The sequence below is a fragment of the Mesorhizobium sp. WSM4810 genome (genome assembly GCF_055811235.1).
This window is the reverse complement of record NZ_JBVVQV010000003.1, coordinates 182,915-207,170: the sequence shown is the minus strand read 5'-3', so window position 1 is coordinate 207,170 and position 24,256 is coordinate 182,915. Positions and strand designations below refer to the sequence as shown.

The following is a 24,256-nucleotide window of genomic DNA, read 5'->3' as shown; positions in this document are numbered from 1 at the left end:
ATAAGATTCCAACCATGAGAGCGACTTTCCTACCCATGGCCGCGGTGATGATTGTGGCCGGAGGAAATCCGGCATTCTCTGGAACCGCAGTGGGTGATAAACTTTGGGAGCCTGGATCACAACTGCGCATTTGCTTCGAGGGCGGGGACTTGGAGGTGCGCAAGCACATCGCTGAGATAGCGACTGAGTGGACGCAGTATGCAAATATCCGATTTGATTTTGGCTCGCCGAATCGGAATTTCAATAGCTGTACTACAAGTGAGCTGAGCGATATTCGAATTGGCTTTGAGAGGTCGGGCAATTTTTCGTATCTGGGAACGGACAGCAAGAGAAAAAGCACCAACTCAGAACTAACAATGAATCTCGATATCAACTATGTGAACGCGAAGTCTGGCTTCACGCGGTCCGTTGTGCTTCACGAATTTGGCCACGCGCTTGGGTTCATAAATGAAGCGCAATCACCAGCCGCTCCCTGCGAAGAAGATTTGATAATTGATCGGCTAATATCCAAGTTCGGTTGGGAAGTGGAGACAGTGGAGTCCAATATCCGCCGCATCGAGGGGGCTCATCCGCTTACGGAATTTGATCCTCAATCCATCATGATGCACCCCATACCTCCCGAATTTCTTAAGAATGGGATAGAAAGCGCTTGCTACTCGCGTACCAACACCCAGTTGTCCAAACTTGACAGGTCTGCAGCGGCGCTGGCGTATCCTCAAGAAGGAAAAGCAGCGGGAGTTGTTCGGAGCGCTGTGGTACTGACATCAGCAGAACTGCAATCTAGGCGACCGTTCAGAGAGTCTCTTATTTCAGCGGGAGTAATATCCCAAGACGAATTGCTTCTGCTGTTTCAGTCTGACCAGGACTCATCCCCAGGGCAAGTTATCGATCGAGCGATCAAACTTCTCGATGAAGTGGTTCAGACCGAAAGAAACAAAGCGCAAGCTGGACCTCTATTAGACGCCATCAAAGCCTTGGACAATGGTGATTCAGTTACAGCGATTCATATCCTGCTAAACTTGGGACCGGATGCGTCGGCAGAAGCATACCTTATACTTACGCAAGTGTATCTACGCGAAGCGAAGGTTACGGGCGATCTTGGTGAAGCCCAGCGATGGGTTCGCGCATCTGCAGAGAGGCGACACAAGATCGGACAGTACCTTCTTGGCGAACTTTACTCCTTCGGAATCGGAACCGCCCAGGACTATGAGCAGGCTTTGACGTGGTTAGAAAGAGCGGCGGAACAGCGCTTCATTCCAGCGCAACTTAGTTTGGCTCGGATTTATATGGGCCGCGACTCTCCTGTCCGAGATTTTGAGCAGGCGGCGCGCTGGCTGCGCAATGCCGTTAAGGAGGAGTCGCCTGAAGCCAAGGCAAAACTAGCGATTCTCTTGGACCAGGGGCTGGGGGAAACGCGTGGCGCGGCAGCGGACATCTACACTCTTGCGGCCGAGGCAGCCAGCCGAGAGTTGGCAGAAGCCGAGTTCTTTGTCGGCCTCCTTCTAGCGGACGGTTTGGGCGTCAACGCTGATGTAAAGAAGGCAATAGAAAGCATCGAGCGAGCGTCGTCTAAAGGGGTAGGTGGGGCACAGGCTGTGCTGGCGCATGCTTACGAGACAGGGTTAGGTGTACCGGAGGACGACACGAAGGCCATGCAGTTGTACGAGCAAGCGGCAAAGGCAGACTATCCCTATGCCCAATATAAGCTTGGCCTGGAAGCGCTTCCGCCCAACAAAGTAGGGGCACCATCCGGTGCCTCATTAGAGTGGATGACCCGAGCCGCGAATAATGGTTACGCCGAGGCGCAACTGAAGCTGGCAGAATTGTATCGTGACGGCGTAGCCAAAAGCGATGGATTCGAAGTTCAAGTGGATCCGGTGGCTTCACAATTGTGGTTTGATTTAGCTTGGCTTAATGGAACCAACGACGTTCGTGATGCAGCCGAAAACGGGCGAGTCCAAGAAGCTGCAACATTGTCGCGCAGGCAATGGGCAGAAGCGCGGCGCCGGGCCGCTGATTGGGTTACGGAGCGGGAGATCCAAGGCCCCACGCAACAGCTATCCGCAGCCGGGCTTGTCGGCCGTCTCTTCGGAGACTTGCATTCGAACGCCAAGCGCGTCAGTTCCGGCTCGGGTGTAATTGTAAACAAGGTTGGATACGTTTTAACCAATCACCATGTCATACAGGAATGCTTAGGTCTTTCCATCTGGAAGGATGGGCGACACTCGCCTGTTGAGAGCGGTCCGTTCGACACCGCGAATGACTTAGCTGTTCTTAGGTTGAAAACGTCGTCATCTGTATCGGCCAGGTTGCGCGAGACCGTTGGCACGCCTATAGAGAAAGGCCAGATGGTTGTGGCTGCAGGGTTTCCGTTACCTGACGTTGTGGGGGAATTCGAAGTTCGCGTTACATCGGGCGAGATCAACGCAAAAAGTGGACCGCAGACTAATACATCTTGGTTACAACATTCCGCAAACATCCTACCAGGGAACTCCGGAGGGCCTCTCTTTGATGCTGCTGGAAATGTTGTCGGAATTGTGAATGAGAAACTGAGGCACGAGGTGGCGCCGAACACTTTCTTCGCAATTAAGTCGAACATTGCCGCTGAATTCCTTGAAGTGGCTAATGTGCCATTCGAGCGGGGACCGCTCTCTCGAACTTTGACGACCGAGGACATTGGCAAGTTTGCCGATGGCGTAACCGTTCGAGTCGACTGCTGGCGCTGAGAAGGAATGCGGACGCGCCTCCGGAGACGCGCCAACAGCGGTTCAGATCCCAACCTATATCGATCCACTTGCCTGGCTCACCCAGACCCTTCGAGCGCATCGGCAATGGCTGGCCAAGCTCATGGATACAATGCTGGTCAGCTTTAAGACCTTTACTGTGGGACTACTTCCACGAGTGAGCCTGCGCGTCGGTCACACCGCGAACGCGCAGCGAACCGTGCTATTCAACGCATGCATAAGCGCAGTTGGCAGGTTTATGCGAGAACCAGCGTGGCGAGACTCCCCAGCGGACGAGGAGCCCCCTCTTGTCTAATTTAACCAAAAAAGGGACGTCGGTCATACGCCGGCCGCGTTCTTCATTGCTTTCAGTTTGAAGACGACGAACCGAACTTTCTTCTGGCGCCCGGCCACGCAAACGCGAATTTGCCGGGTCCGCTTGCCGCCGTCACCTTTCAGTGCGATCCCAAGGCTCTTCAGTTGATCGATGGTTGGCGCGAGGGTGTCGGGAAATAGCGCCGAGAGCGCATCGGTGCTCATAAACAGTCGCTTGTTGCCCGACGGGCCGGCAACAAAACCTGGGCATGACTCAACTATCCTTATATCGTCGCCGTCTTTGAACCGAGGAAAAACGTTCCTGTCTCTCGTGGCCTGCCAGATTGCGGCGGCCGGGTCGTCCTGAGGCTTTTTGCGATCTCGCCCGTCCTCACGAGAACGCTGATAGATCCTCAGTAGGAGTCGATCACTGTCGAGCCGCTGCCAAGGCAATATCCCGGTCTTTATGGCCAACCTCCCGGCAGCAAAGACCAAACCAAACTTTTGCGCGATCCGTCGCTGGACGCCACCCTGGTCTGGACAGACGTGATCCACGAACTTGTCGATGTAGCCCGTAACGGATGCCTCGAGTGTGTCCTGGTTGGCCACCAAGTACGTGACCCACTCGATCAGTGCTGCCCCATGGTACTCCTTGACGTCATTGGCCAGCCGTTCTGATGCCTTGGCCCGCGCCTTTTTTCCGGGATAGTTGGCAGCCGACCATATCCCGCCGTCAGCCTTTCCTGGCACCGGAATGTCGATCATTCGAGCTCTGTCGCCATCGGTGCGGACGTTTCGTCCAAGCGCGAATTCGGCTTCAATCGAAAGGGGACCCGTCGATAAGCCCCACCCATCGAACTTCACGTTCGGCAATCGATTCTGTACCGCCTGCGAATATGTCGTTCCCTTACCGCCCGTAAGCTGATGAACAGTCGAGCCCAGGATCCTCCATTTTGCCGCGTCTTTGATTTTCTCAGTGTCGTCCAGGACTAGCTGAAGGCCGCTTCGAGTAGCTGCGAGTTCTTGCAAGGCTCGTGTGCTGGCATCCCAGTCAGGTAAGTGTGCTTGAGGACCAGCCACTGATGCTCCTACCTTCAGCGCCGTCGTCTTTCCCGTCGAACCGCTTGCCCACAGATGGAATAGCGCTCCCTCCTGAAGTCTCGAGCGCGAGAACCGAAAAAGCGGAGCGGCAAGAGCGTGTAAGATCGCGAAGGCTGTGTAATCGGAGCGCAGGGCCGGTTTCGCTACATGTTCTCGCCAGCCCTCGAGTGTGCCCGCGCTGTAAGGCGCATCAAGGATGCTTCCCACGGTCAGCGCTGGGTTCAGTAGGACGTCGTCGTCTCCGATGCATCGGTTGGCACTGACTAGAAAGGACCGATTGTGCCAGCCGGTCCGGCTCGCCAAAAATTCCGCTGCCTGGAGGTAGCTCGGCCTCCAACCGCGCGAAATCGAGATTGGCTTCGTCTAGTGTCGCACCACGAGCTAACAGGGCGTTCTTGAGCTCCTTGGGGTTCATTGCTTTTTGCCTGGGCAGCAACTCAGTCTCTTCGAGATGGTCGTACCGCTTGAATGCTATCAAGGACCACTCTCTGCCGTCCTCGTCGCGGTACCGGCGGATTTTCGATGTAGGTGACATGGTAATTTTCCTCGGCTTTGCCTCACTTGCCTCACCTGCCTCACCGGATCTGGACACAGTTGGTCGATCTCCACTTTAAGGAGGCTGAGAGAATTCGTGATCAGTTTGATGATGAACGTGCAGTTGTGTAGGTCGTGATTAGGTATTTTACGATCAATGGCGTATGAATTACTCATTCACGCGCCACCAAAGCGATTCCGCGCTATTTTTTGACTTTTCTCGTCTTATCATTAAGAACCTCGAGTTGACTTCCATTTCTCCGAAGTCCGAACAGGATAAGCAGATCGCTGACTTTATGTTTCAGCAAGAATTCGTCGAATAGCGCTTCATAGCCGACGCCTAGTCGTTGCCGATTCCGAGCAAACTCCGGCGGCGCGTCGCGTTGGTTGGGTAGTCCGCCGAGGCGGCATTTAAGCGCGTAACGAAGCGCGCCCTTGTCTTCGACCGGAACAACTTTGACCGGCCTCAGCCTCGGAAATGCCTCGCGATCGTAGCGTTGGCGGAGGTGGGTCTTGAGCGTTCGTACGTTCAACCCCGCAACCACTAAGTGGACGTGCGGGCGCACGATCACATTCCCGTCCTGGGCCTTACCGAGGTCGAAGTCCACCCTACCGACGGCTACGATAGTTAGACCTGTGGCTTCTTCTGCCCTCTTCAGCCCCCGTTTGATCGACTGGACGATGCCGCCGACTTTGAACCGGGGTAAGTCTTTAGGTGCCAACCAATAGGACGGACTCGCCACGGTCATGAACAGTGGTTGGCGATCGAGAGGGGCTAGGATCTTTGCTATCCCGGGCACCTCCTTCCGTTCCAGTCTGATATGAGCCACCCGACACATGGCCGAGCAGGGGTAGGGGTTAGGTGAGGTCGTTCTGTGTGGTGGGATCTTTGATCCGTGCCCGCAACGACCCTTTCCACACTCAAAGAGTTTGTCGTCGAAACCAATCTTTCCAAGATCGCGTAGCCGGCGTAGCCGCAGTTGGTGGTCCGTTTCCGCATGGTCCATTTCGTTGTACTGACGCCACTTGGTTCGCCGGCACAAGAGGTGCTTGGCTTTAGCCATTGTGCCCTCCCTGAGTTGGTAGCGAGCCGCTGTTTGCCCCGAACTCGCAATGTTGGAAGGCCACGAGGAATCCGGGAAAGATGGATTCGAAATAACGGGGGTCATCCCCCCGGTCGTTGAAGGATTGCATCAGATCACCTTGATGTTTGTTGAGTAGAGGGATGTGACTAACCGCGATCGGACGTGCTCTTGCGCATGTTCGCGGCCTCAAATCCCTCGATATCGGACAGGCGGTAGCGGACTGATCGTCCGATCTTCACAAAGGGAATTACCGGATTGGCGCCCGAAACTCTCGCATTCCGTAGTGTCTTAACTGAGAGCTTCCAGCGAGCTGCCAGATCGTGATCGTCAAGCAGACGTACAGGATCTTGAACCCTGCTAGAGGGCCCGGATGGTTTTTCGTCGATTTCCATTGGTCGTGCTCCGTGTTGACACGACGGATGTACCCCTGCCGAAATTGGTTATTTAGATCAGGCCTAAATTCCAAAAAATAATTGCGCAGGAAATGGCTGTAGGGATTGACGGCCGACCCACTCATGGCTGCTTCGCGGCGCGGATTTCCTCAATCCTGGCAATGAGGAACGCTTTGAAGTCTACCCTGTCCTTCTCGTAGGCTTCCCTTTCCGCCGTTGCCTGCCGGCCGGGGCCCTCTTTCTTTGCGAGCGTGAGACTTTCGTGATCCCAAATTGCTCTCAATCCAGCGTCGTTGAGTTCGATGCTAGGCTCGAACGCCGTTGCCACCTCGTCCAACAGTTTGCCGAAAGCCTCCTCGGTTAGCTTGTAACCCTTTTGTCTTGCTCGATCAGCAATCTCGCCCAGCACAGGCTTGAACGTGAGAAACCCAAGCTTCCGATGTTTCGGGCAATTCCCATCTTCTAGCCAGCGGGTGAAAGATTTTTCGTCAACCAGAATCCAGCGCTTACGCTTGGTGTCGTTCTCCGTTATTCGTACGGTACCGGTGTAAAACGCGCGCACTACCTGAGCGGCAACAATCTCTGGGTGCCGCATCTCTGTGATTTGACCGTCCGGCCCGAATAACCGCACTTTAAACCGATCGGTTTGAATGGCTTGCGAAAGCTCTTTCAGAAGCTTTTTGTACGCTCGGGAAGCTGAACGAAATTCTTTCCTTTGGAGGCGGCCTCGAACAATAATTTGGTGGTCTTTACGATCGTGCGGGCGCTTTCTGCTAACGCGATACCGGTAGAACGCTCGCTTTCGCGAGACGTACTGGAAGGGAAAGCAGCGCAGCCCGACGATTTCGTCCCATACAGAGCCAAGGCGCTTCGTGCCAAACCTATCAAGGCATTCGTCTACGTAGAGGAAGCCGTACGGCGCCACCAAGCCCTTGGTGTCCAGAAACTGTAGACGCGTACGAGTCGTTTGAGGCGATACGGCTCGGTGCGCTGGATCTGCCTTAGACGGCTCAAGGCCCGCAATGTCCTCCGGCATTTGTACTACCCCAAAAACTAAAATGCGTTGAGAACCTACCGAGCACCACCGGCTCCTGGCAACAGTTCAGAAAAATGAGATTGCAAACTCATAATCTGCTTCACGCTTGCCTTCTGCCGCTCAGTTGGGCTACGCGCTCTTAACCGAAATCGACCACTTTCTCCTCGCGCAATCAGGGTGGGAATGGTGCGATACCACTAACTCTTTACGGTTGGTCAAGTCGCTGTGACCGCGGGCTCGAAATAAACTAGCCAACCGCCACAATTTCCAAATTTGCGATGTGAACTCACATTTCCATTCTTCTCCAGACATCACGCGACACTGCGTCCGCCGCAGACGCCAGCGCTGCGTCTGGCCTGTGAACATAGCGAGATGTGACACCCCGACCCTTATGGCCGAGCAACCCTGCGATAGTTCCGTCTGAGTAGCCGAGATCGGAAGCCACCGATGCAAAAGTATGTCGCAACACGTGACAGGTTACATCTGAGAAACCGGCCAATTGGAAGACGCGCGGCGCCTCCTTATTTAGACCCTGATAATGGGTTGTCCCCTTAGCCCCGGGGAATACGAAGGATCGACCTTCGATCCTGGAATGCGCGGCCAGTAATTCGACCGCGTTGGTGCCGATCGCTCGAAGGCTCCTGCCAGATTTGGTATCTTCAAGCCGAAGGCACTTTTGTTCTAGATCCACCTCTGTCCACTCCAAGGTCGCAATCTCGCTCGATCGACACCCGGTTAGGCAAAGCAGTTGGATGATGGCGATCGCATAAGGGTGAAAGGGCCTATCCTCGGGATCGACCCCGGCTCGGATCCGAGCTCCTAACATGGCTAGCTCGCTGTCGTTTAGGAATCTCTGTCGCGGCTCACTGCGGTATCTGCGGATTCTATGGACCGGGTTAGCCCCTATGAGCCCCTCATCGGCAGCCCAGGTCATAATCCCTGACAATAGGTCGGCGACGCGGGCAGCAGTGGCTGCGCCTCCGGTGACCAACGCGCGACCCCTTGCTTTCGTTTTGATTTTCGCGGCCGTCTTTCCCACAGTGACATCTTGGATCAATCTCTTGACGATGCGGGCGTCGACATCCGTAACCCGGGTGGATCCGATCAGCGGCTTAATGTGCCGTTCGATCCGGCCGACATCGATATCGAGTGTCGAAGACTTTTTTGGCCTATTAAACCTGGTCAGAATGGCGCCTGCTCTGGCCGCCACCATGTATTGGTCACAGAGCTCGGCCATGGTCGGGTTTGCGCTATAAACCTTGGCATCTTCGCGGCAAACGGATGGATCCTCGCCAGAGGCAATCCGTCCCAGGAGCTTCTTCGCCTCTAGTCGCGCCAGGTCAACGGTCCATGGCGACCCGAACCGACCAATGGTGTACCATCTTTGGCGACCCTTCATCGAATACTTGAGTACGAAAACGGGGTCGCGGCGCTGCTTCCGAACTCCAAATCCAAGAACGCTACCTTTCCCTGCGTCCCAGAGGAGTGTCCCGGGAGCAAGCTTGTCCACATCGGTTTTCGTGATAGGCATAGATTCCCCTAGCAACAGACTAGCAACAGGTATGAAGGGAAATCGGGAGATCTACAAGGTAGCCACAATGAAAAAAATGTAGAAAAACAATGCGTGTAGGTAAGGGTTGGACCTGTCGGGAAGTGGACTGCCTTCGTTACACCGAAGATGTCGGCGGTTCGAGCCCGTCATCGCCCACCAAATTTCTTAAGGAAATTCACATAGGTACCAGCTTCCAGTTCCCGGTGACCTCGGCAACCGCCACCGATAAGCCTTGAAATGGTGGCGATGGTCCAGCGTACTTGACTGGCAACCCGCTAGCCGTGGTCTTGCATCCGGGACGCTACAGGTAACTGGGCATGGGCTGGCGGGCAGACAGGGCATACGGAGAAGCTGAAAAAGAGGCCTACCACAAGTGGCGGGCCTCCCTGACGCGTACGGAACCTCCAATGGCAATGGGCGCGCTGGCGACATTTCGTTAAGAGCCGGACAGACCGTCCTCATACTGTTCCGTCGCGGTGAAACTCAAAGGTCCCCTTCCATCGGGATATCCGCCCGACAGAGGACTTTGGAGGCATCCACGCGGTCGGCGGCAATGAAGCGGACGTTGTAGGTCTTCCCTTTCCCCTTCTCGATCTCAAGCCAGCACTGGGCTTGCGGGCACTCCATGCTGTACCCGCCGACATAGGGGTCGCGGCCGGCGGCGTGGATGGTCGCAAGGCCTGCCGACATGGAAAAGAGACGGCAGCCGCCGAGAGTTTCCAGCCGCGCATGTCAGTAAACCTTTGCCGTATTGTCGAAGGCTAGACAGCCCGATGCGCCAATCCGAATTCTAGGAACAACGCTGGCTTGCGCGCTCACATTGTTGAGTGCTATCGAAGCCAGATGCTTAATCGGATTTGGATTTTCGGACGTGGCCGGACGACAGTCTTGCGCAAGCACGTTAATCGGTGCCTGAAGGACTTTTGCTCACCGCTGGGGGCAAAAACGGTTCTCAATCTCGGCGCGAAGCCAAACCATAAAGACAAGGAAGGCCGAGTTTACGAAGACTATTTCCCCGGCGCGGATTTCAGAACCTTGGACTTGGCCCCGCATGATGACCCCCGCCATATCCACGGGGACTTAATGAATCTTCCGGCAGATGCCGGAACCTACGATTTGGTAATCGCGAACTCGGTCATCGAACACATCGACAGGCCGTGGGTTGCCGCTCCGAACATAACCGGCCTCGTTCGGCCGGGCGGCCACCTTTTCATCGCTATGCCCTGGTTCTACCCTGTTCATGAAGGTCCGTATTTTGGCGACCATTGGCGGGCCACCCCTTCCGGGATGCGCTTTCTTTTTGAGGACATGAAAGAGATCAGGCACGACTTTTCGCCATCCAGTATCCTTGTGGTTTGGGACCGTAAGAAATATTGGAATGAGACGAACAGCACATCTGCCGGCTTTTGTATGCTGATGAGGCGGGAATAGCTTGTCTAGGAGACCTACAGTCAGTCTCTTCGCCAAAATTCGACGCGGGTATAAATTTCAATCTCGGAATAGCCTGCCGCCGCACCCAGCATCCGTTCCTCAGGTGCTGGTGCAACGGTGTTCCACCCTATAAGCTTTTCCAGCCACGACGGGACACGCACCTATGCTTGTAACGGTAATGCCAGCGCCATTGCTGGCGTAGCCCGCAGTCCCGACTGCCGCCACGGCCCCGTCTGTAACGTTGTAAAGCCGGCTCTTATGCTGGTCTGCAAGGGCGGGAGCATTGTTTACACCGAAGATGTCGGCGGTTCGAGCCCGTCATCGCCCACCATGTTTTCTCAAGGGTTTGAGGTTTTCCGGTTCAGCAGCCGCCACGAAACCCGTATCGAACAGCCGCTTTGCGGACCGAATCGGCCCGTTCGCGTTCAGTGATGTACCGCGGCTCCAGGTCGCCCGGTTCAACGCGAGATGGTATGCTCGTCATATTATCGGCAAGGGAGGTTCGGCATGCCTGTAACGGTTGGTGCGCACCATCTGACGCTTTTCACACACGACATGGACCGTTTCATTCGCTTTTATGAAGAAATCTTCGACGCGGAAACGAAGTTCGATCTCTCCGAGCCCGGTCCCGGTGGCGTCACTCTTCGTCACTCACTAATCGACGTTGGAGGTGGCTTTGCCCTTCATCCGTTCCAAATGCCGGAACCAACGGGGTATGAAGATGGGTCGATGCAGATGGGCAAGAGAGGTCACATAGATCATCTTGCGCTGAAGGTACACGATGAAGAGTGCTTGCAGGAAGTCAGGCGACGTCTGGTGAATGCCGGCGCTTCGGATGGGACCATTACAGATTTCGGCGCTGTCCGTCTTGTGACCTTCAAGGACCCGGATGGAATGGAGGGCGAGGTCGCGCGGTGGACCGATAGCAAACGCGTGCTCGGCTTTGAAGAACGCAAGCGGGAGCTTTGGCCAGACTGATCGCGAAGGCCGCATTGGGCTGCCTCACACCTGTTCTCCAGTCATCGGCCTTTACTGTGCTATCAGCTACCTCCGATGAGGACTGGAGTCGCTGCGCGAGTCGGTCAGGCGGGGCAACGCTATCGCGCCGCCGTTGCTCGAACAAAAATTGCGTTCTGCGTTGAAATATACTTCTCTATCCGGGAAGAGATAATAGAACAAAAAAGTACCTTGTCTTTTAATTGTTGTTAACCATGTGTTAGGCGAAATTATCCGGTTAACGCTTGAGCCAGCTATCGAGCTTATGTTCCGCATCTCACCGATTTATGAGTCATGGCAATGTGCGGATTCGGGGGCTATTTCGGTTCGATCCGGGATGCGGAAGCTTTGCTTGCGCGCATGATCGCTGCGATCGCCCATCGCGGGCCGGATGAGCAAGGGAAATTTGTGGCAGCCGACGCCGGGCTCGGCCATGCGCGGCTGTCGGTGATCGGCATCGGTGATGGCCAGCAGCCGATGTCCGACGTGTCAGGCAATTTGACGATTGCGTTCAACGGCGAGATTTTCAACTACCTGGAATTGCGCGAAGGGCTGATCGCCAAGGGCCGGCGCTTTCGCACGTCGAGCGACACCGAGGTCATCCTGCACCTATATGACGAGATGGGCGAAGACTGCCTGTCGCTTCTGAACGGCGATTTCGCCTTCGCGATATGGGATAACAGGCGCCGGCGCATGGTGCTTGCCCGAGACCGGATGGGGGTCCGGCCGCTGTTCTACACCAGCAGGGACGGCGTGCTGTACTTCGCGTCGGAGATCAAGGCGCTGCTGAAGGTCCCCGGCGTCTCGGCCGAGATCGATCCGATAGCACTCGACCAGATCTTTACGCTGTGGGCGCCAATCGCTCCCCGCACGGCTTTCCGCAATATCCATGAGCTGGAGCCGGCAAGCGTGATGATCGCGACACCGGGGCAAGTCACGGTCAAGCGCTATTGGCACCTCGACTATCCGCATCGGGACGCGCCGTCGAAGCTCACGAACGAGGACGATGCCGCCGAGGAACTGCAGGCGCTGTTGAGCGATGCGGTGAGGCTTCGCATGCGCGCCGACGTGCCGGTCGGTTCTTATCTTTCGGGCGGGCTCGATTCATCCCTGGTTTCGGCGATTGCCGCCGGCATGACTCCTCTCCAGCTGCAGACATTTTCGGTGACGTTCGACAGCGCCGAGCACGACGAAAGCGCCTTCCAGACCGAGATGGCTTCAGCGCTTGGCGCCCGGCATCGAACCATTGCCTGCCAGGCCGGCGATATCGCCGGCGTCTTCCCCGAAGTCATCCGCTTTGCCGAGCGGCCGATCATCCGCACCGCCCCGGCCCCGCTCTATCAGTTGTCCGGCCTCGTTCGCCAGGCCGGCCTGAAAGTGGTGCTGACCGGCGAGGGCGCCGACGAGGTTTTTGCCGGCTACGATATTTTTAGAGAAGCGCGTGTGCGTCGGTTCTGCGCACGGCAGCCGGCATCGCGCTTGAGGCCACAGCTGTTCCGCAAGCTTTATCCCTATCTGCCCGGTCTGCAGCAGCAGTCCGTGGAGTATCTGGCGGCGTTCTTCGGCGCCGGCAATACTGCGCTCGACGATCCGCTGTTCTCGCATCGGCCGCGCTTCAAGACCACGGCGGCGGCAAAGTTTTTCTTTTCCGGTGACCTGCGCGCGACGTTGAAGGGCTATGATGCGGCCGAGGAACTGGTCAGCCGGTTGCCCCAGGCTTTTTCGCTATGGCACCCGCTGCATCAGGCGCAATATCTGGAAAGTCGTTTCCTGCTGCCGGGTTACATCCTCTCCAGTCAAGGCGATCGGATGGCGATGGCGCATGGTATCGAAGGGCGGTTTCCCTACCTCGACCATCGCCTGGTGGAATTTGCCGCGAGACTCCCGCCGGACATGAAGCTGAAGGGATTGGTCGAAAAGCACATATTGCGCAAAGCGGCGGGGCATCTGCTTCCCAGCGCGATCCGGGAGCGTGCCAAGCAGCCCTACCGGGCGCCGGAAGCCCGCTCCTTCGTTGGAGCCGGCGAACTGGACTATGTCAGCGATTTGCTGAGTGAAGCGAGCATCGCTGCCGGCGGACTGTTCAACGCCAAGGCAGTGGCCAGCCTTCATGAGAAATGCCGCACGCAGCCAGCGTCAGGGTTTCGCGACAACGCTGCCTTCGTCGGCATTTTGTCGACGCAACTGTGGCAGAAGAATTTCACCGGCCAAGAGGCTGGTGCAGCAAGAGCAGCTTGAGAAATCCAGGGAAGGAAAAAATTATGATGACAATCAAGGACAAGGTCAGAGCCTTTATCGTCGACAATTTCTTGTTCGGCGACACGTCTTACGAACTTGCAGATACCGCCTCGCTGATCGAGAACGACATCATCGACTCGACCGCCGTGGTCGAACTCGTGGCGTTCATCGAGGATATCTTCGGCATAGCGATGGTCGATTCCGACATCGTGCCGGCCAATTTGGATTCGGTCGACCGTATTTCGTCCTTCATCAAGGCGAAAGCGACAGTCTAGGCCCGATCGGCGAGGAGCGTTCCGTGCGGATCGAAGATTTTTTGGCAGCGAATGCCGCTGCCCAACCTGCCAAGACGGCATTGATCACCAGCCATAAAAGGCTGTGCTACGAAGAACTGGACGATCTCTCGAGCCGCCTTGCCGCTGCCCTTTTCGCAAACGGCGTCAGGCGCAACGACCGGGTCGTCGTTTTCATGGACAATTGCTGGGAGATCGCGGTTTCGATTTTCGCCGTGCTCAAGGCAGGGGCGACCTTCATCCCGGTCAACCCGTCGACCAAGGCCGACAAGCTTGCCTACATCCTTGCCGATTGCGACGCTGCCGCGATCCTCACCCAGGCAAAACTGATGCTCGTGGTCGCCGAGGCCTGCGGCGGCAACACCGGCGTCTTCGTGGCTTCGACCGTCGGCGCTGATGGCCAATGCCCGGTGGGGGCCACATCCTTGACGGACTGCCTGACGCTCGAAGCCGGGGAGATCGACCACCGTGGCATCGACGTCGATCTGGCGATGTTGATCTACACGTCGGGCTCAACCGGCCGGCCCAAGGGCGTGATGATGACGCACCGCAATTGCGACGCGGCGGCGGCCTCCATCACCACCTATCTGCGCAACACGCCCGACGACATCATTCTGAATGTGCTTCCGCTCGCCTTCGACTACGGCCTCTATCAATTGCTGATGGCCGTCAAGCTCGGCGCCACGCTCGTGCTCGAAAAATCCTTCGCCTTTCCTCAAGCGATCTTTGAGCGTATCCGCGAGGAGGGCGTCACCGGTCTTCCGCTGGTGCCGACGATGGCAGCGATGATCCTGCAGATGCGTGACCTGGAACCGGGCTTCCTGCCCAGTGTCAGCTATATTTCCAACACGGCGGCGGCCTTGCCGCCGGCCCATATCGAACGTCTGCGCTGCCTTTTTCCCGGTGTCAGGCTGTATTCGATGTATGGCCAGACGGAATGCAAGCGCTGCACCTATCTGCCGCCCGAGGAGCTCGACCACCGGCCGGGTTCGGTCGGCATAGCCATTCCGAACACCGAAGCCTTTGTCGTCGACGACAACGGGCAGAGCGTGCCGCCAGGTGTGGCGGGTGAGCTGGTCATTCGCGGACCGCACGTCATGCAGGGTTATTGGCGAAACGAAGCTGCGACGGAACGAGCGCTGCGACCGGGCCCGAACACTTGGGAGAAGGTCCTCTACACCGGTGACCTGTTCAGGACCGATGAGCACGGCTTTCTCTATTTCGTCGGCCGCAAGGACGACATCATAAAGACGCGGGGAGAGAAGGTGGCGCCGAAGGAAGTGGAAGCCGTGCTTCACGCCCATCCCGGCATCGCCGAAGCCGTTGTCGTCGGCGTGCCGGATCCGCTGCTCGGGCATGCGATCGGCGCGCTCGTCATACGCTCGGACCTGAAGCTCAGCGAAAAAGATGTCATGCGCCACTGCGCCCGTCATCTCGAGGATTTCATGGTGCCCAAGATCATCGAATTCCCCTTGGAATTGCCGAAGACGGATACCGGCAAGGTCAGCCGCCGGCTTGCGGCAGACATGATGGAGGCCGCGCAATGAGCGTTCGCCCCGGCGATGACGCGCCGACCATTCTGGCGCAGGCCCTGGCGATCGACCCCGGCGCCGAAACGGACAGGATCGTGACCGCCTTGCGCCAACAGTTGCGCGGCATTCGCAAGCGCGGCCTCGTGCTCGGTCTTTCCGGCGGGATCGATTCCAGCGTTTCGGTGGCGTTGGCGGCGCGAGCCGTCGGGCCACAGAATGTACTGTGCCTCTTCATGCCGGAAAACGATTCCGATCCGGAAAGTCTGCGGCTCGGCCGCCTTGTCGCCGGCACTTTCGGTGTCGATTCTATCGTGGAGGATATCGGGCCGATCCTGCGCGCCATGGGCTGCTATCAGCGTCGCGACGCTTTCATCCGCGAATTGGTCCCGGACTACGGCGAAGGCTGGGCCTCGAAGATCGTGATTGCGAATGCCCTTGAGCATGAGGGCTACAATATTTCGTCGCTGGTGGTGCAGGACCCCAAGGGCAAGCAGACCAAACTAAGAATGCCGCTCCCGGTTTATCTCGGTATCGTCGCTGCCACCAACATGAAACAGCGCACCCGCAAGCAGATCGAATATTTTCATGCCGACCGGCTGAACTTCGCCGTTCTTGGAACGCCCAATCGGCTGGAATACGATCAGGGCTTCTTCGTAAAAAATGGTGACGGCGCGGCGGACGTCAAGCCGATCGCCCACCTCTACAAAACGCAGGTCTATGCGCTGGCGGCCTATCTCGGCGTGCCCGAGGAAATCCGCAATCGGCCGCCGACCACCGATACCTACTCGCTGGCGCAGACGCAGGAGGAGTTCTACTTCTCGCTTCCTTATGACCGCATGGACCTTTGCCTTTGCGGCCTCAACAACGGCGTGGCGGCCGAAGTGGTGGGGCAGGCGGCGGGACTGGACGCCTCGCAAGTGGAACGCGTCTGGGCCGACATCGCCGCCAAACGCAAGGCGACGCGCTACCTGCACCTGCGCCCGCAACTCGTCGATGAGGTTGAGGAAGTCGATACCTGACCTGCCTCCCCAACCTGGCCAAGGCGAGCGCTTCGGGGTGACCGATGTTCCGCCTGTCCGTCTTGAGTGCGCTCGGCCAGTCGGACGGAAATCGGCGGTGCTGGACTAGTTGCCGTGGACAAGGCTTAATGCTGCGCGGCGAGACTGCCCGGGGGCGATTATGAGTTCACCGCAGCACATGAGCGATGGCAGCGATGTTCTCGATGCCGTCGTCATCGGGGCCGGCTGGGCCGGCCTGGGTGTCAGCTATTGGCTGGCGCGACGGGGCCTGCGCCACAGCGTATTGGAGCGGGGCCGCATAGGAGAGACCTGGCGCACACAGCGATGGGATTTATTTCGGATGAATACTCCCAACGTGCAGACCGTCATGCCGGGCGATTGCTATGACGGTCCGGATCCGGATGGTGCCCTGACGCGCGATCGGTTCGTCACTCTCCTTGAGGAGTTCGCCGGGCGCAACGCGCTGCCGATCGAACCGGACACTGCGGTAAGCGAACTCACGCACGAGAATGGCGCCTATCGGCTGACCACCTCACACGGCACGCGTTGGGCGCGCAATGTGATCGTCGCAAGCGGCAGCCTGAATTGTCCGGTGCGCCCGGTCTGGGCCGCCGCGTTGTCGCCCGCTCTCCACCAGATCGACGCTTCCGGCTACCGCAGCGCCGCCGATCTGCCCGGCGGAGCGGTGCTGGTGGTCGGAAGCGGCCAATCTGGTGCCCAGATCGCGGAGGAATTGGCGGACGCGGGTCGAACGGTCTTCCTTGCGACCAGTCGTGTCGGACGGCTTCCACGGCGCTACCGGGGTCGCGACATCATGGTCTGGCTGCTCGAAAGCGGGTTTCTCGACGTGCGCCGGGAGGAGGTCATTCGACTTGCGGGACGCATTCCGCCGCGTGGTGTGCTCGGGTCGTTGCGTACGATAAGCCTTCAGGCGCTGAGCGCCCAGGGTGTTGTGCTGCTTGGGCGTCTCACCGGCATCGAGGATGCCGGCAGCCTCTCGTTTGCCGAAGATCTCGAAGCGAATGCCCGCTTTGCGGATGAAGCCTCCGAAAATGTCAGACGCCATGTCGACGACTATATCAGCCGCATGGGGATCGATGCACCCGTTGCGGAGCCCGACCCGGCGGAGACGGTCGCGATGCGTCAGCCGAACCCGACGATCGGTTCGCTCGATCTCTCCCGCTCCGGCGTAACGAGCGTGGTGTGGTGCACGGGCTTTAAGGGCGATTTCAGTTGGATGAGGCTTCCCGGTGCGCTCGACAGCGCGGGACAGCCTGTTCACGCGGATGGCGTGGCCGCCCTGCCGCGCCTTTACTTCGCAGGGCTGGACTTCGCCTCCACACGCAAGTCAGGCACCATCCTGGCGATCGCCGAGGAAGCACCTCGCCTTGTCGAACATATCGCAGGGCATTCGTGACCGCCTGGCATAGTCAAGAAGCTCCTGACAGCTGAGCGAAGGCAAAGGCTTCCAACGATCAGCCAATATCTTCGCTCCCCCACGACTGAATGCTTCAGGTGAAGCGGCCCAGCCGGCTCCACTGCTCGCCCGCAAGCCCGTTCAGGAAAGCTTGCGAGTTCTTCATGGCGTTCAAAAGCTCTGGATCGCGTGAATGCACCACGGTCGAGGCAACGGTCAGGAAAGCGATGCGGCGCCCCAGCATTGCTTCCAGAAGTGCAGGTTGAATGCGGCCGCGCAGGCCGCTGACGCCGCGTACGGCGGCATCATCGATCAGGCAGTCGATCACCGAACCCGCCTGGCCGGGGAGGGCGAGGATCTGCAGCACGCGACCGATTCCGCCCGCCTGTGCGTGATAGGCGAATGCGCCGACATTGGTGCCGACCGGCGATGCCACGGAAACATAGACAAGCTCGCCCAGCTCCGGTTTTTGTGCCGCATCGGTCAGCATATGATGGATCTGGCCTGCCGCCCAGTTCGGGCGCAGGGCGAACTGGGCGGTCAACGGTTCGACGAGCCTGGCAAATGCGTCGCCGTCGATTTGCGATGTCCGAAAGGCGCCATGGCCTGCCCCGTCTGCCGCCACGCCGGACCAGCGTCGTTCGCTGGACTTCATTCGCCTGCAATAAAACCGGTCGAGGGTATTGGCAAACGGACTGAGCATTCGGGCAAGCTTCATGCGACTGGCGGAAAGGCCGAGCACAAAGCTCGCCGGCCGCATCACGCGCACCCAGTCGAGACTGTATTGCGGCAGGACAACGCCGCGCAGCCGGGTCCACAATTTTGTGGAAATGTCGTTGGCGGTCTCGCTGAACGAGATATCCTGCGGACCATCCAGATAAGCCTTCAACAAGCGGGCGCCGGCCATCGGGTCGCGTTCATGATCCTCGACCATGAGCGAACTGCAGATGGCGGCGCGTAATTGCCTGCCGTTGAACTGCATCGGCAACACGTGAACGCCGACGAACCCGGAGACGCGGCCGGCGTCGTTGACATGGACAAGCGACCGCAGATCGCCTCCGCCACCGGGCGCCTCCAGATAAAACCGTCTCATATAGTCGATGAGCGCGGCCGGCGCTTCGGTCCGCTCCTTGCGCAGCACGCGTTGGAACATGCCTGCGACTGCCGGAAGATCGGCACCTTCCAGGGCGCGAATGACGCTCAAGCCCGGCTCCCGGCACCAGAGTCCCCGCGTTTCCAGACCATGGCAAGGCCCGGCTCCCCATTGGCCATCGCGGCGAACGGCAACTGCCCGCAGCTATGCAATCTACAATTGCACTCGCTCCGGTGATGGTCGAAAGGAGAGCTGTAACGCAGCGGCAAGGCAGGCCCTTTGCTTGATCATGAAAACCAGCGTAGCTGCTGTTACCAGCTTCGGGTAAACCGATGTTGAAGTATTGGGCGGCGAATCGAGTTTATCGGGCGCGGATCATGGCGGAAGCAGCCGGAAATCCTTGCCTTCGGGCAGCAGCTGCCCGCCATCGACGATGATGGTCGTGCCGGTAATGTAGCTGGCGTCGTCCGAAGCCAGGAACAGGAAGGCATTGGCCACGTCGCGCGGGCTGCCGAGGCGGCCGAGCGGTATGGAGTCCTCCATGTTCTTGATATAGGCGGCGCCGCGATGCAGCTGGATTGCTTCGGTGAGGATATTGCCGGGCTCGACGCCGTTGACGGTGATGCCATAGCCCGAGAATTCGAGAGCGGCCGAACGGATCAGGCCGTTGATGCCGGCCTTGGTCGCCGAATAGTGGCCGTGACCGGGGCTGGTGACGTGCGGACCGGTGATCGAGGAGGTGAACAGCATGCGACCAAAGTGCTGCGCCTTCATCGGAACGAGCGCGGCACGGGCGGCATTGAAGCTGCCGCGCAAATTGACCGCCATGACACGGTCCCAGTCCTCCGGGCTGGTGTTTTCCAGCAATTGCCAGGGATAGATGCCGGCATTCTGGACCATGATGTCGAGACGGCCGTGATGGTCGAGCGCCAGCGCAACAGCTGCCTCGGCATCGGCCATCTGCGAGATGTCGGTGCCGATGAAGGCGGCGCCGACTTCGTCCGCGGCCGCTTGCCCGGCCTCGACCTCGGTATCGGCCAGCACCAGCTTGGCGCCCTCTTCGGCAAAGCGCTGTGCGATGCCCTTGCCGATGCCGCGGGCACTGCCGACGATCAGCGCGACCTTGTCCGAAAGTCTTCCGATCTGTGGACGCCCGGTCATGCCAGCCCCCCCTCTCATGCCAGTCTTTGGCGGATGGTTTGCTTGAACGCGTCGAGCAGCACGGCAGCAAGCACCAGCAGGCCGTGGATCACCTGGGTGAAGTTGGCCGGCAGGCCCATGAGGTTGATCGCCGTGTTGATGGCCGACAGCAACAGCACGCCGGCATAGACGCCGGGCAGGGTGCCGACGCCACCCTTGAGGCTGACGCCGCCGATGACGACGGCGGCGAAGGCGTTGAACAGCAGGCCGACGCCGAGATTGGCGGTGGCGCCGGAGGTGCGGATCGCCAGCAGCCAGCCGGCAAGGCCGGCGATGGCGCCGGCGAGAACGAAGGCGATGACGAGGTTGCGGTTGACGCGGATGCCGGCGCGGAAGGTTGCGGTCTCGTTGCCGCCGATCATGATCAGGTGCCTGCCGAAGGGGGTCTTGGCCATGATCAGCGAGAAGACCACGAAACACGCAATCGCGATCCAGGCGGTGAGCGGCAGGCCAAGCAGGCGCTGAATGCCGAACCAGCGGATTGCCGGCGCAAGGTCCTGTGCCGAGCGGCCGCCGGAAATGACCAGCACGAGGCCGCGCACCCAGATGTAGGACGCCAGCGTGATGATGAAGGCACTCATCTTCACCTTGACGACCAGGTAGCCGTTGATGGCGCCGATGATGCCGCCGACGACAAGCCCAATCAGCAGCGAAACCGGAACCATCAGCCATTCCGGATGCAACTGAACGCCAAGGCCGATACCCGCCGAGCAGAACAGGATGCCGACCGCCATCGCACTGAGCGCCGCCACGGATTCGACTGACAGGTCCATGTGTCCGGTGATGATGACCAGCGCCAGGCCGATCGACATGACGCCAAGCACGCTCGACGCCTCGATGATGTTGGCGAAGATGCCGAGCTGGAAATAGTTCGGAATGGAGATGGAGAAGACCACCAGCACGAAGACCAGCATGAACCAGACGAGGTTGTCGAGGACGAACTCGAGGGCGCGGCGCGTGCGGGGATTCATCTGCTGATCCGGCTGGCGCATCGATCCTCGAAAAGCATCATGCGCGGATTGAAAATTGCTGCAGCTTGCTCTGCGCGTCGTTCGAACGCCCAGGGCTCCGGGCCAGCGCGGCCCGGAGCCCTGGGCGACTTTGCTATTCGACCGGCTTCACGGTGCCCGAGGGCGGCTTCATGTTGCCCCAGAAGGCCGGGTTGTCGACGTTTTCCTTGGTGATCGCAGCGCCGGGGATCTTGATGTTCGGTCCCCAGGCTTCGATGGTCACGGTCGATTTCAGGCCGAGCACGTCGTACTCGCCCGGCTTGATCTCCTGCTTGTTGACGACCTTGTCCATGAACATGGCGACGGCGGCGGCCTGAGCATAGAGCGGCTGCTCGATTTCGGCGTTGAGCCAGCCCTTGCGGATCAGGTCGAGGCCAACCGGCGCACCGTTCGAGCTCATCAGCATGACGTCGCCCGGCTTCTTGCCGGCGGACTCGAGCGAGGCGACGGCGGCGACCGAGAGATGGGCGGCGTGGCTGAAGATCAGGTCGATATCCGGGTTGGCGAGCATCTGGTCGGCAACGATGGTGCCGGCATTGCTGGCTTCCCATTGCATGGCCGGCACCGAGATGATCTTGACGTCCGGGAACGCCTTCATCTTCTCCTCGAAACCCTTCTGGATATCGAGCGTGTAGGGGTCGCCAGGATCGCCGAGCACCTGGAGGATCTTGCCTTTCACCGATCCGTGCTTCGCCTTCAAGAGTTTTTCGGCCTGGTCGGCGGCAATCTGGCCGATCTCGACCGTTCCCGCCACCGAGGTGAAATCGGATGGTGTCGAGGTGATCTGGCGATCGAACTCGACAACCGGGATGCCGGCGGCGCGGGCGGCCTCGATCGACGGCTTCAGCGCATTGAAATCGACGGCGGCGAGAATGATTGCCGACGGCTTGAGCGCAATGACGTCGTTCATCTGCGATTGCTGAGCGTCGGTCTTGTTGTCGGCGTTCAGCGTCTTCATCTCGTAGCCGACCTGCTTCAGGAACATCTCCAGAGCGCTCACCGAGCCGGTCTGGAATTCGTCGAGCAATGTCGGCACCAGGTAGTAGACGGTGCCCTTGGACTGGGCGAGTGCCGGCGTGAGCGTGGCAAAGGCCAGTGCCAGGATACCGAAGACGGAAAGAAGTATTTTCTTCATGTCGTTCGCTCCTCTTGCGCCGGACCCCTCATTTGTCCCTCAGCCTGCCGGTCCGGCACCGGCGAGCGTCTCTCCGGTGATCATGTCGATCACCGCGTCGGGACTTGTTTTGTTGCGCGCAACATCGCCCGCCACGACGCCTTGCCGGATCACCACGATCCGGTCGGCGACCTGGAAGGCCTGCTGCATGATATGGGTGATGATGACGACGCCGATGCCTTGCCTCGCCACCTGGCGGATCATGTCGAGGCCGCGCCGCGTCTGCTCGACGCCGAGTGCTGCGAACGGCTCGTCGAGAAGCACGAGCTTGCCGCCAAAATGCACGAACCGGTTGAGCTCGATGGCCTGCCGCTGGCCGCCCGAGAGATGCTCGACATTGGTTCTGAGCGAAGGGATGCGGGTGCCGGCGCTGGCCAAAGCCTTTTCGACCACCTGCTCCATGGCGGGTTCGTCAAGCACCGGAACGCCAAGGAATTTCCTGGTGATCTCGCGGCCCATGAAGAAATTGGCCACCACGTCGACATTGGTGCAAAGCGACAGGTCCTGGTAGACGGTCTCGATCCCAGCCGCCTTGGCCTCGGCGGGAGATTTGGCGAGAAATTCCTTGCCCTCGAACAGCATGCGGCCGGAGGTCGGCTCCAGGCCGCCGGCGATGATCTTGACCAGCGTCGATTTGCCGGCGCCATTGTCGCCCAGAAGCGCCACCACCTCACCCTTGCCGATCGAGAAGCTGATGCCCTTGAGCGCTTCGATCGCGCCAAAATTCTTGGTGACGTTGTCGAGCACCAGCAGGGGTTCGCTCATGCCAGGCTGAGCTCCGCTCATGCCAGGCTGAGCTCCGCTCATGCCAGGCTGAGCTCCGCTCATGCCGCGATCCCCTTGCCTTGCAGTATATCTCGCCCGCGTTCGCGCTCGGCGGTGAATATCTGGCCGAAGCGCGGCGAAAGCACACCTGAGACGGCAAGTGCGGCGGCCCCGCGCAGCACCGCATGCTGGCCGCCGCGTGCGACAGTGACACGCGGCGCCGTGCGGTCGCTTCGCGCCGAGATCGAGTTGGCGAGCCTGGCAGCCGAACCGGCCAGCCGTTCAAGCAGATCGGTGGACGCCAGTCCGCCGAGGATGATGGTTTCGGGATCGAACAGGTTCTCGACGATGGTGATGGCGTTGCGGAAGATCGGCCCGACTTCGTCAACCCAATCGGCGTCGCTGATGTTCCGGCGCCGCAGCGCCTCGAGCGAGAGGTATCGTTCGAGGCAGCCACGATTGCCGCAGGGGCATGGCTCGCCACCCGGCACGACAGGGATGTGTCCGATTTCGCCGGCATTTCCCCAGGCGCCGCGCAACGCGCTTCCGTCATGGACCATGACGCCGCCAAGACCGACACCGAAATAGAGATAGTAGTATTCGGAATATCCCGTCCCGAGGCCGTACAGGCGCTCGCCCATTGCCGCGGCCGCCATGTCGGTCTCAAAAAACGCGGGCAGCCCGGTCGAGGCCTCCAGCCGTTCCCGAAGCGCCACGTCCTTCCAGCCGGTCATCGTCGTCGGGCCGACAAAGCTCATCGACTCCACGCCGAAAGGGCCGGGCAGCGCCATGCCGATGCCAAGAACGCGACCGCCCGGCCGCAGCCCGGTCAATTCAAGCACCATCGCGCCGATCAGATCGAAGGCATGGTCGGGCGTAGCGTTGGGGGCCTCGCGGTAGGCGCTCTCGATCACGTCTCCGCTCAAATTGATCAGCGCCGCATTGATACCCAGCGGGGTGACGTGGATGCCGACGGCATAGCCGCCCTCCGGGTTGATCCGCAGGGTCGCCGGAGGCAGCCCGCGCCCCCGCGGCTCTTCGCGCATCGATAGAACGTAGCCGTGTTCTTCCAACTCGCGAACGATCGTCGAGACGGTTTGAACGGTGAGCCCGACCCGCTTGGCAATGTCGCCGCGGGCGATCGGACCGTGAAGGCGAATGGACTCAAGGACGATGCGCCTGTTGTAAGGCCGCCCAAACTCCTGATTGGTCCCCCGCAGTGCCATGTCTTGCATCCCTGGGAGACAAGAGGTTCGCACCAAAGAATTATTCAGTCAAATGGAATTCAAAAAGAATGTCGCGCGTGTTCACGGTTATGCCGAGATCCTTCGCGCCCCCCTCTGTCCTGCC

20 protein-coding genes are annotated in these 24,256 nt (G+C 59.1%); 8 read left to right on the top strand and 12 right to left on the bottom strand.

The genetic code is table 11. The features are described from left to right. Positions 1 to 14: 14 nt before the first annotated feature. Positions 15 to 2,726: a trypsin-like peptidase domain-containing protein gene (locus AC0L3O_RS06105; protein ID WP_473615105.1), complete on the top strand. Its 2,712-nt coding sequence runs from the start codon at positions 15 to 17 to the stop codon at positions 2,724 to 2,726. A gap of 336 nt (positions 2,727 to 3,062) precedes the next feature. On the opposite strand, the gene AC0L3O_RS06100 is transcribed toward AC0L3O_RS06105, so the two are convergent. The 6 genes from AC0L3O_RS06100 to AC0L3O_RS06075 all read right to left on the bottom strand — a co-directional run bounded on the left by AC0L3O_RS06100 (position 3,063) and on the right by AC0L3O_RS06075 (position 9,428). Further along, positions 3,063 to 4,442, bottom strand: coding sequence for a DUF927 domain-containing protein (locus tag AC0L3O_RS06100; protein WP_473615103.1), 1,380 nt, complete (start codon positions 4,440 to 4,442; stop codon positions 3,063 to 3,065). Between the two features lie 434 nt (positions 4,443 to 4,876). After that, a complete protein-coding gene (locus AC0L3O_RS06095; RefSeq protein ID WP_473615102.1) occupies positions 4,877 to 5,737 on the bottom strand; it encodes a hypothetical protein in 861 nt (286 codons plus the stop codon). Between the two features lie 167 nt (positions 5,738 to 5,904). Further along, positions 5,905 to 6,150 carry a helix-turn-helix transcriptional regulator gene (locus AC0L3O_RS06090; RefSeq protein WP_473615100.1) on the bottom strand — a complete coding sequence of 82 codons (246 nt, stop codon included), beginning with the start codon at positions 6,148 to 6,150 and terminating at the stop codon, positions 5,905 to 5,907. 121 nt (positions 6,151 to 6,271) lie between these two features. Then, positions 6,272 to 7,186: a hypothetical protein gene (locus AC0L3O_RS06085; protein ID WP_473615099.1), complete on the bottom strand. Its 915-nt coding sequence runs from the start codon at positions 7,184 to 7,186 to the stop codon at positions 6,272 to 6,274. 286 nt (positions 7,187 to 7,472) lie between these two features. Next, complete coding sequence (locus tag AC0L3O_RS06080) at positions 7,473 to 8,717, bottom strand: tyrosine-type recombinase/integrase (RefSeq protein ID WP_473615098.1); 1,245 nt, start codon at positions 8,715 to 8,717, stop codon at positions 7,473 to 7,475. Between the two features lie 504 nt (positions 8,718 to 9,221). After that, positions 9,222 to 9,428, bottom strand: a complete 207-nt coding sequence (locus tag AC0L3O_RS06075) for a hypothetical protein (protein WP_473534574.1) — start codon at positions 9,426 to 9,428, stop codon at positions 9,222 to 9,224. A gap of 198 nt (positions 9,429 to 9,626) precedes the next feature. Between AC0L3O_RS06075 and AC0L3O_RS06070 the strand changes: the two genes are divergently transcribed. The 7 genes from AC0L3O_RS06070 to AC0L3O_RS06040 all read left to right on the top strand — a co-directional run bounded on the left by AC0L3O_RS06070 (position 9,627) and on the right by AC0L3O_RS06040 (position 17,664). Beyond that, a complete protein-coding gene (locus AC0L3O_RS06070) occupies positions 9,627 to 10,169 on the top strand; it encodes a class I SAM-dependent methyltransferase (RefSeq protein WP_473534573.1) in 543 nt (180 codons plus the stop codon). 507 nt (positions 10,170 to 10,676) lie between these two features. Continuing rightward, positions 10,677 to 11,147 carry a VOC family protein gene (locus tag AC0L3O_RS06065; protein ID WP_473534572.1) on the top strand — a complete coding sequence of 157 codons (471 nt, stop codon included), beginning with the start codon at positions 10,677 to 10,679 and terminating at the stop codon, positions 11,145 to 11,147. A gap of 318 nt (positions 11,148 to 11,465) precedes the next feature. After that, positions 11,466 to 13,403 carry an asparagine synthase (glutamine-hydrolyzing) gene (gene asnB / locus AC0L3O_RS06060; RefSeq protein WP_473615096.1) on the top strand — a complete coding sequence of 646 codons (1,938 nt, stop codon included), beginning with the start codon at positions 11,466 to 11,468 and terminating at the stop codon, positions 13,401 to 13,403. 20 nt (positions 13,404 to 13,423) lie between these two features. Beyond that, on the top strand, positions 13,424 to 13,678 hold the full coding sequence (locus AC0L3O_RS06055) for an acyl carrier protein (RefSeq protein ID WP_473615239.1): 255 nt from the start codon (positions 13,424 to 13,426) through the stop codon (positions 13,676 to 13,678). Positions 13,679 to 13,701: 23 nt separating this feature from the next. Further along, positions 13,702 to 15,243, top strand: coding sequence for a class I adenylate-forming enzyme family protein (locus tag AC0L3O_RS06050; RefSeq protein WP_473615095.1), 1,542 nt, complete (start codon positions 13,702 to 13,704; stop codon positions 15,241 to 15,243). After that, a complete protein-coding gene (gene nadE, locus AC0L3O_RS06045) occupies positions 15,240 to 16,247 on the top strand; it encodes an NAD(+) synthase (protein WP_473615093.1) in 1,008 nt (335 codons plus the stop codon). Before AC0L3O_RS06050 ends, nadE begins: the two co-directional genes overlap by 4 nt. Before the next feature lie 160 nt (positions 16,248 to 16,407). After that, entirely contained in the window at positions 16,408 to 17,664 is a 1,257-nt protein-coding gene (locus tag AC0L3O_RS06040; protein WP_473615092.1) for a flavin-containing monooxygenase, read from the top strand. 94 nt (positions 17,665 to 17,758) lie between these two features. Here the strand turns inward: AC0L3O_RS06040 and AC0L3O_RS06035 are convergent, their stop codons facing one another. The 6 genes from AC0L3O_RS06035 to AC0L3O_RS06010 all read right to left on the bottom strand — a co-directional run bounded on the left by AC0L3O_RS06035 (position 17,759) and on the right by AC0L3O_RS06010 (position 24,132). Continuing rightward, the gene (locus AC0L3O_RS06035; protein ID WP_473615091.1) at positions 17,759 to 18,868 is read right to left on the bottom strand and encodes a hypothetical protein; all 1,110 of its coding nucleotides are present in this window, start codon (positions 18,866 to 18,868) and stop codon (positions 17,759 to 17,761) included. Between the two features lie 264 nt (positions 18,869 to 19,132). Next, positions 19,133 to 19,918, bottom strand: coding sequence for an SDR family NAD(P)-dependent oxidoreductase (locus tag AC0L3O_RS06030; RefSeq protein WP_473615090.1), 786 nt, complete (start codon positions 19,916 to 19,918; stop codon positions 19,133 to 19,135). 14 nt (positions 19,919 to 19,932) lie between these two features. Beyond that, complete coding sequence (locus AC0L3O_RS06025; RefSeq protein ID WP_287075803.1) at positions 19,933 to 20,928, bottom strand: ABC transporter permease; 996 nt, start codon at positions 20,926 to 20,928, stop codon at positions 19,933 to 19,935. 133 nt (positions 20,929 to 21,061) lie between these two features. Continuing rightward, positions 21,062 to 22,102 carry a sugar ABC transporter substrate-binding protein gene (locus AC0L3O_RS06020; protein WP_287173729.1) on the bottom strand — a complete coding sequence of 347 codons (1,041 nt, stop codon included), beginning with the start codon at positions 22,100 to 22,102 and terminating at the stop codon, positions 21,062 to 21,064. 39 nt (positions 22,103 to 22,141) lie between these two features. Continuing rightward, on the bottom strand, positions 22,142 to 22,906 hold the full coding sequence (locus AC0L3O_RS06015; RefSeq protein WP_287295945.1) for an ATP-binding cassette domain-containing protein: 765 nt from the start codon (positions 22,904 to 22,906) through the stop codon (positions 22,142 to 22,144). 59 nt (positions 22,907 to 22,965) lie between these two features. Continuing rightward, entirely contained in the window at positions 22,966 to 24,132 is a 1,167-nt protein-coding gene (locus AC0L3O_RS06010; RefSeq protein WP_473615089.1) for an ROK family transcriptional regulator, read from the bottom strand. Between the last annotated feature and the right edge of the window lie 124 nt (positions 24,133 to 24,256).

Excerpts from the sequence above, each read along its gene's own strand:
- AC0L3O_RS06105 (WP_473615105.1), top strand. The coding sequence starts at position 15 with ATGAGAGCGACTTTCCTACCCATGGCCGCGGTGATGATTGTGGCCGGA.
- AC0L3O_RS06095 (WP_473615102.1), bottom strand. The coding sequence starts at position 5,737 with ATGGCTAAAGCCAAGCACCTCTTGTGCCGGCGAACCAAGTGGCGTCAG.
- AC0L3O_RS06090 (WP_473615100.1), bottom strand. The coding sequence starts at position 6,150 with ATGGAAATCGACGAAAAACCATCCGGGCCCTCTAGCAGGGTTCAAGAT.
- AC0L3O_RS06085 (WP_473615099.1), bottom strand. The coding sequence starts at position 7,186 with ATGCCGGAGGACATTGCGGGCCTTGAGCCGTCTAAGGCAGATCCAGCG.
- AC0L3O_RS06080 (WP_473615098.1), bottom strand. The coding sequence starts at position 8,717 with ATGCCTATCACGAAAACCGATGTGGACAAGCTTGCTCCCGGGACACTC.
- AC0L3O_RS06075 (WP_473534574.1), bottom strand. The coding sequence starts at position 9,428 with ATGTCGGCAGGCCTTGCGACCATCCACGCCGCCGGCCGCGACCCCTAT.
- AC0L3O_RS06065 (WP_473534572.1), top strand. The coding sequence starts at position 10,677 with ATGCCTGTAACGGTTGGTGCGCACCATCTGACGCTTTTCACACACGAC.
- asnB (WP_473615096.1), top strand. The coding sequence starts at position 11,466 with ATGTGCGGATTCGGGGGCTATTTCGGTTCGATCCGGGATGCGGAAGCT.
- nadE (WP_473615093.1), top strand. The coding sequence starts at position 15,240 with ATGAGCGTTCGCCCCGGCGATGACGCGCCGACCATTCTGGCGCAGGCC.
- AC0L3O_RS06040 (WP_473615092.1), top strand. The coding sequence starts at position 16,408 with ATGAGTTCACCGCAGCACATGAGCGATGGCAGCGATGTTCTCGATGCC.
- AC0L3O_RS06030 (WP_473615090.1), bottom strand. The coding sequence starts at position 19,918 with ATGACCGGGCGTCCACAGATCGGAAGACTTTCGGACAAGGTCGCGCTG.
- AC0L3O_RS06025 (WP_287075803.1), bottom strand. The coding sequence starts at position 20,928 with ATGAATCCCCGCACGCGCCGCGCCCTCGAGTTCGTCCTCGACAACCTC.
- AC0L3O_RS06020 (WP_287173729.1), bottom strand. The coding sequence starts at position 22,102 with ATGAAGAAAATACTTCTTTCCGTCTTCGGTATCCTGGCACTGGCCTTT.
- AC0L3O_RS06015 (WP_287295945.1), bottom strand. The coding sequence starts at position 22,906 with ATGAGCGAACCCCTGCTGGTGCTCGACAACGTCACCAAGAATTTTGGC.
- AC0L3O_RS06010 (WP_473615089.1), bottom strand. The coding sequence starts at position 24,132 with ATGGCACTGCGGGGGACCAATCAGGAGTTTGGGCGGCCTTACAACAGG.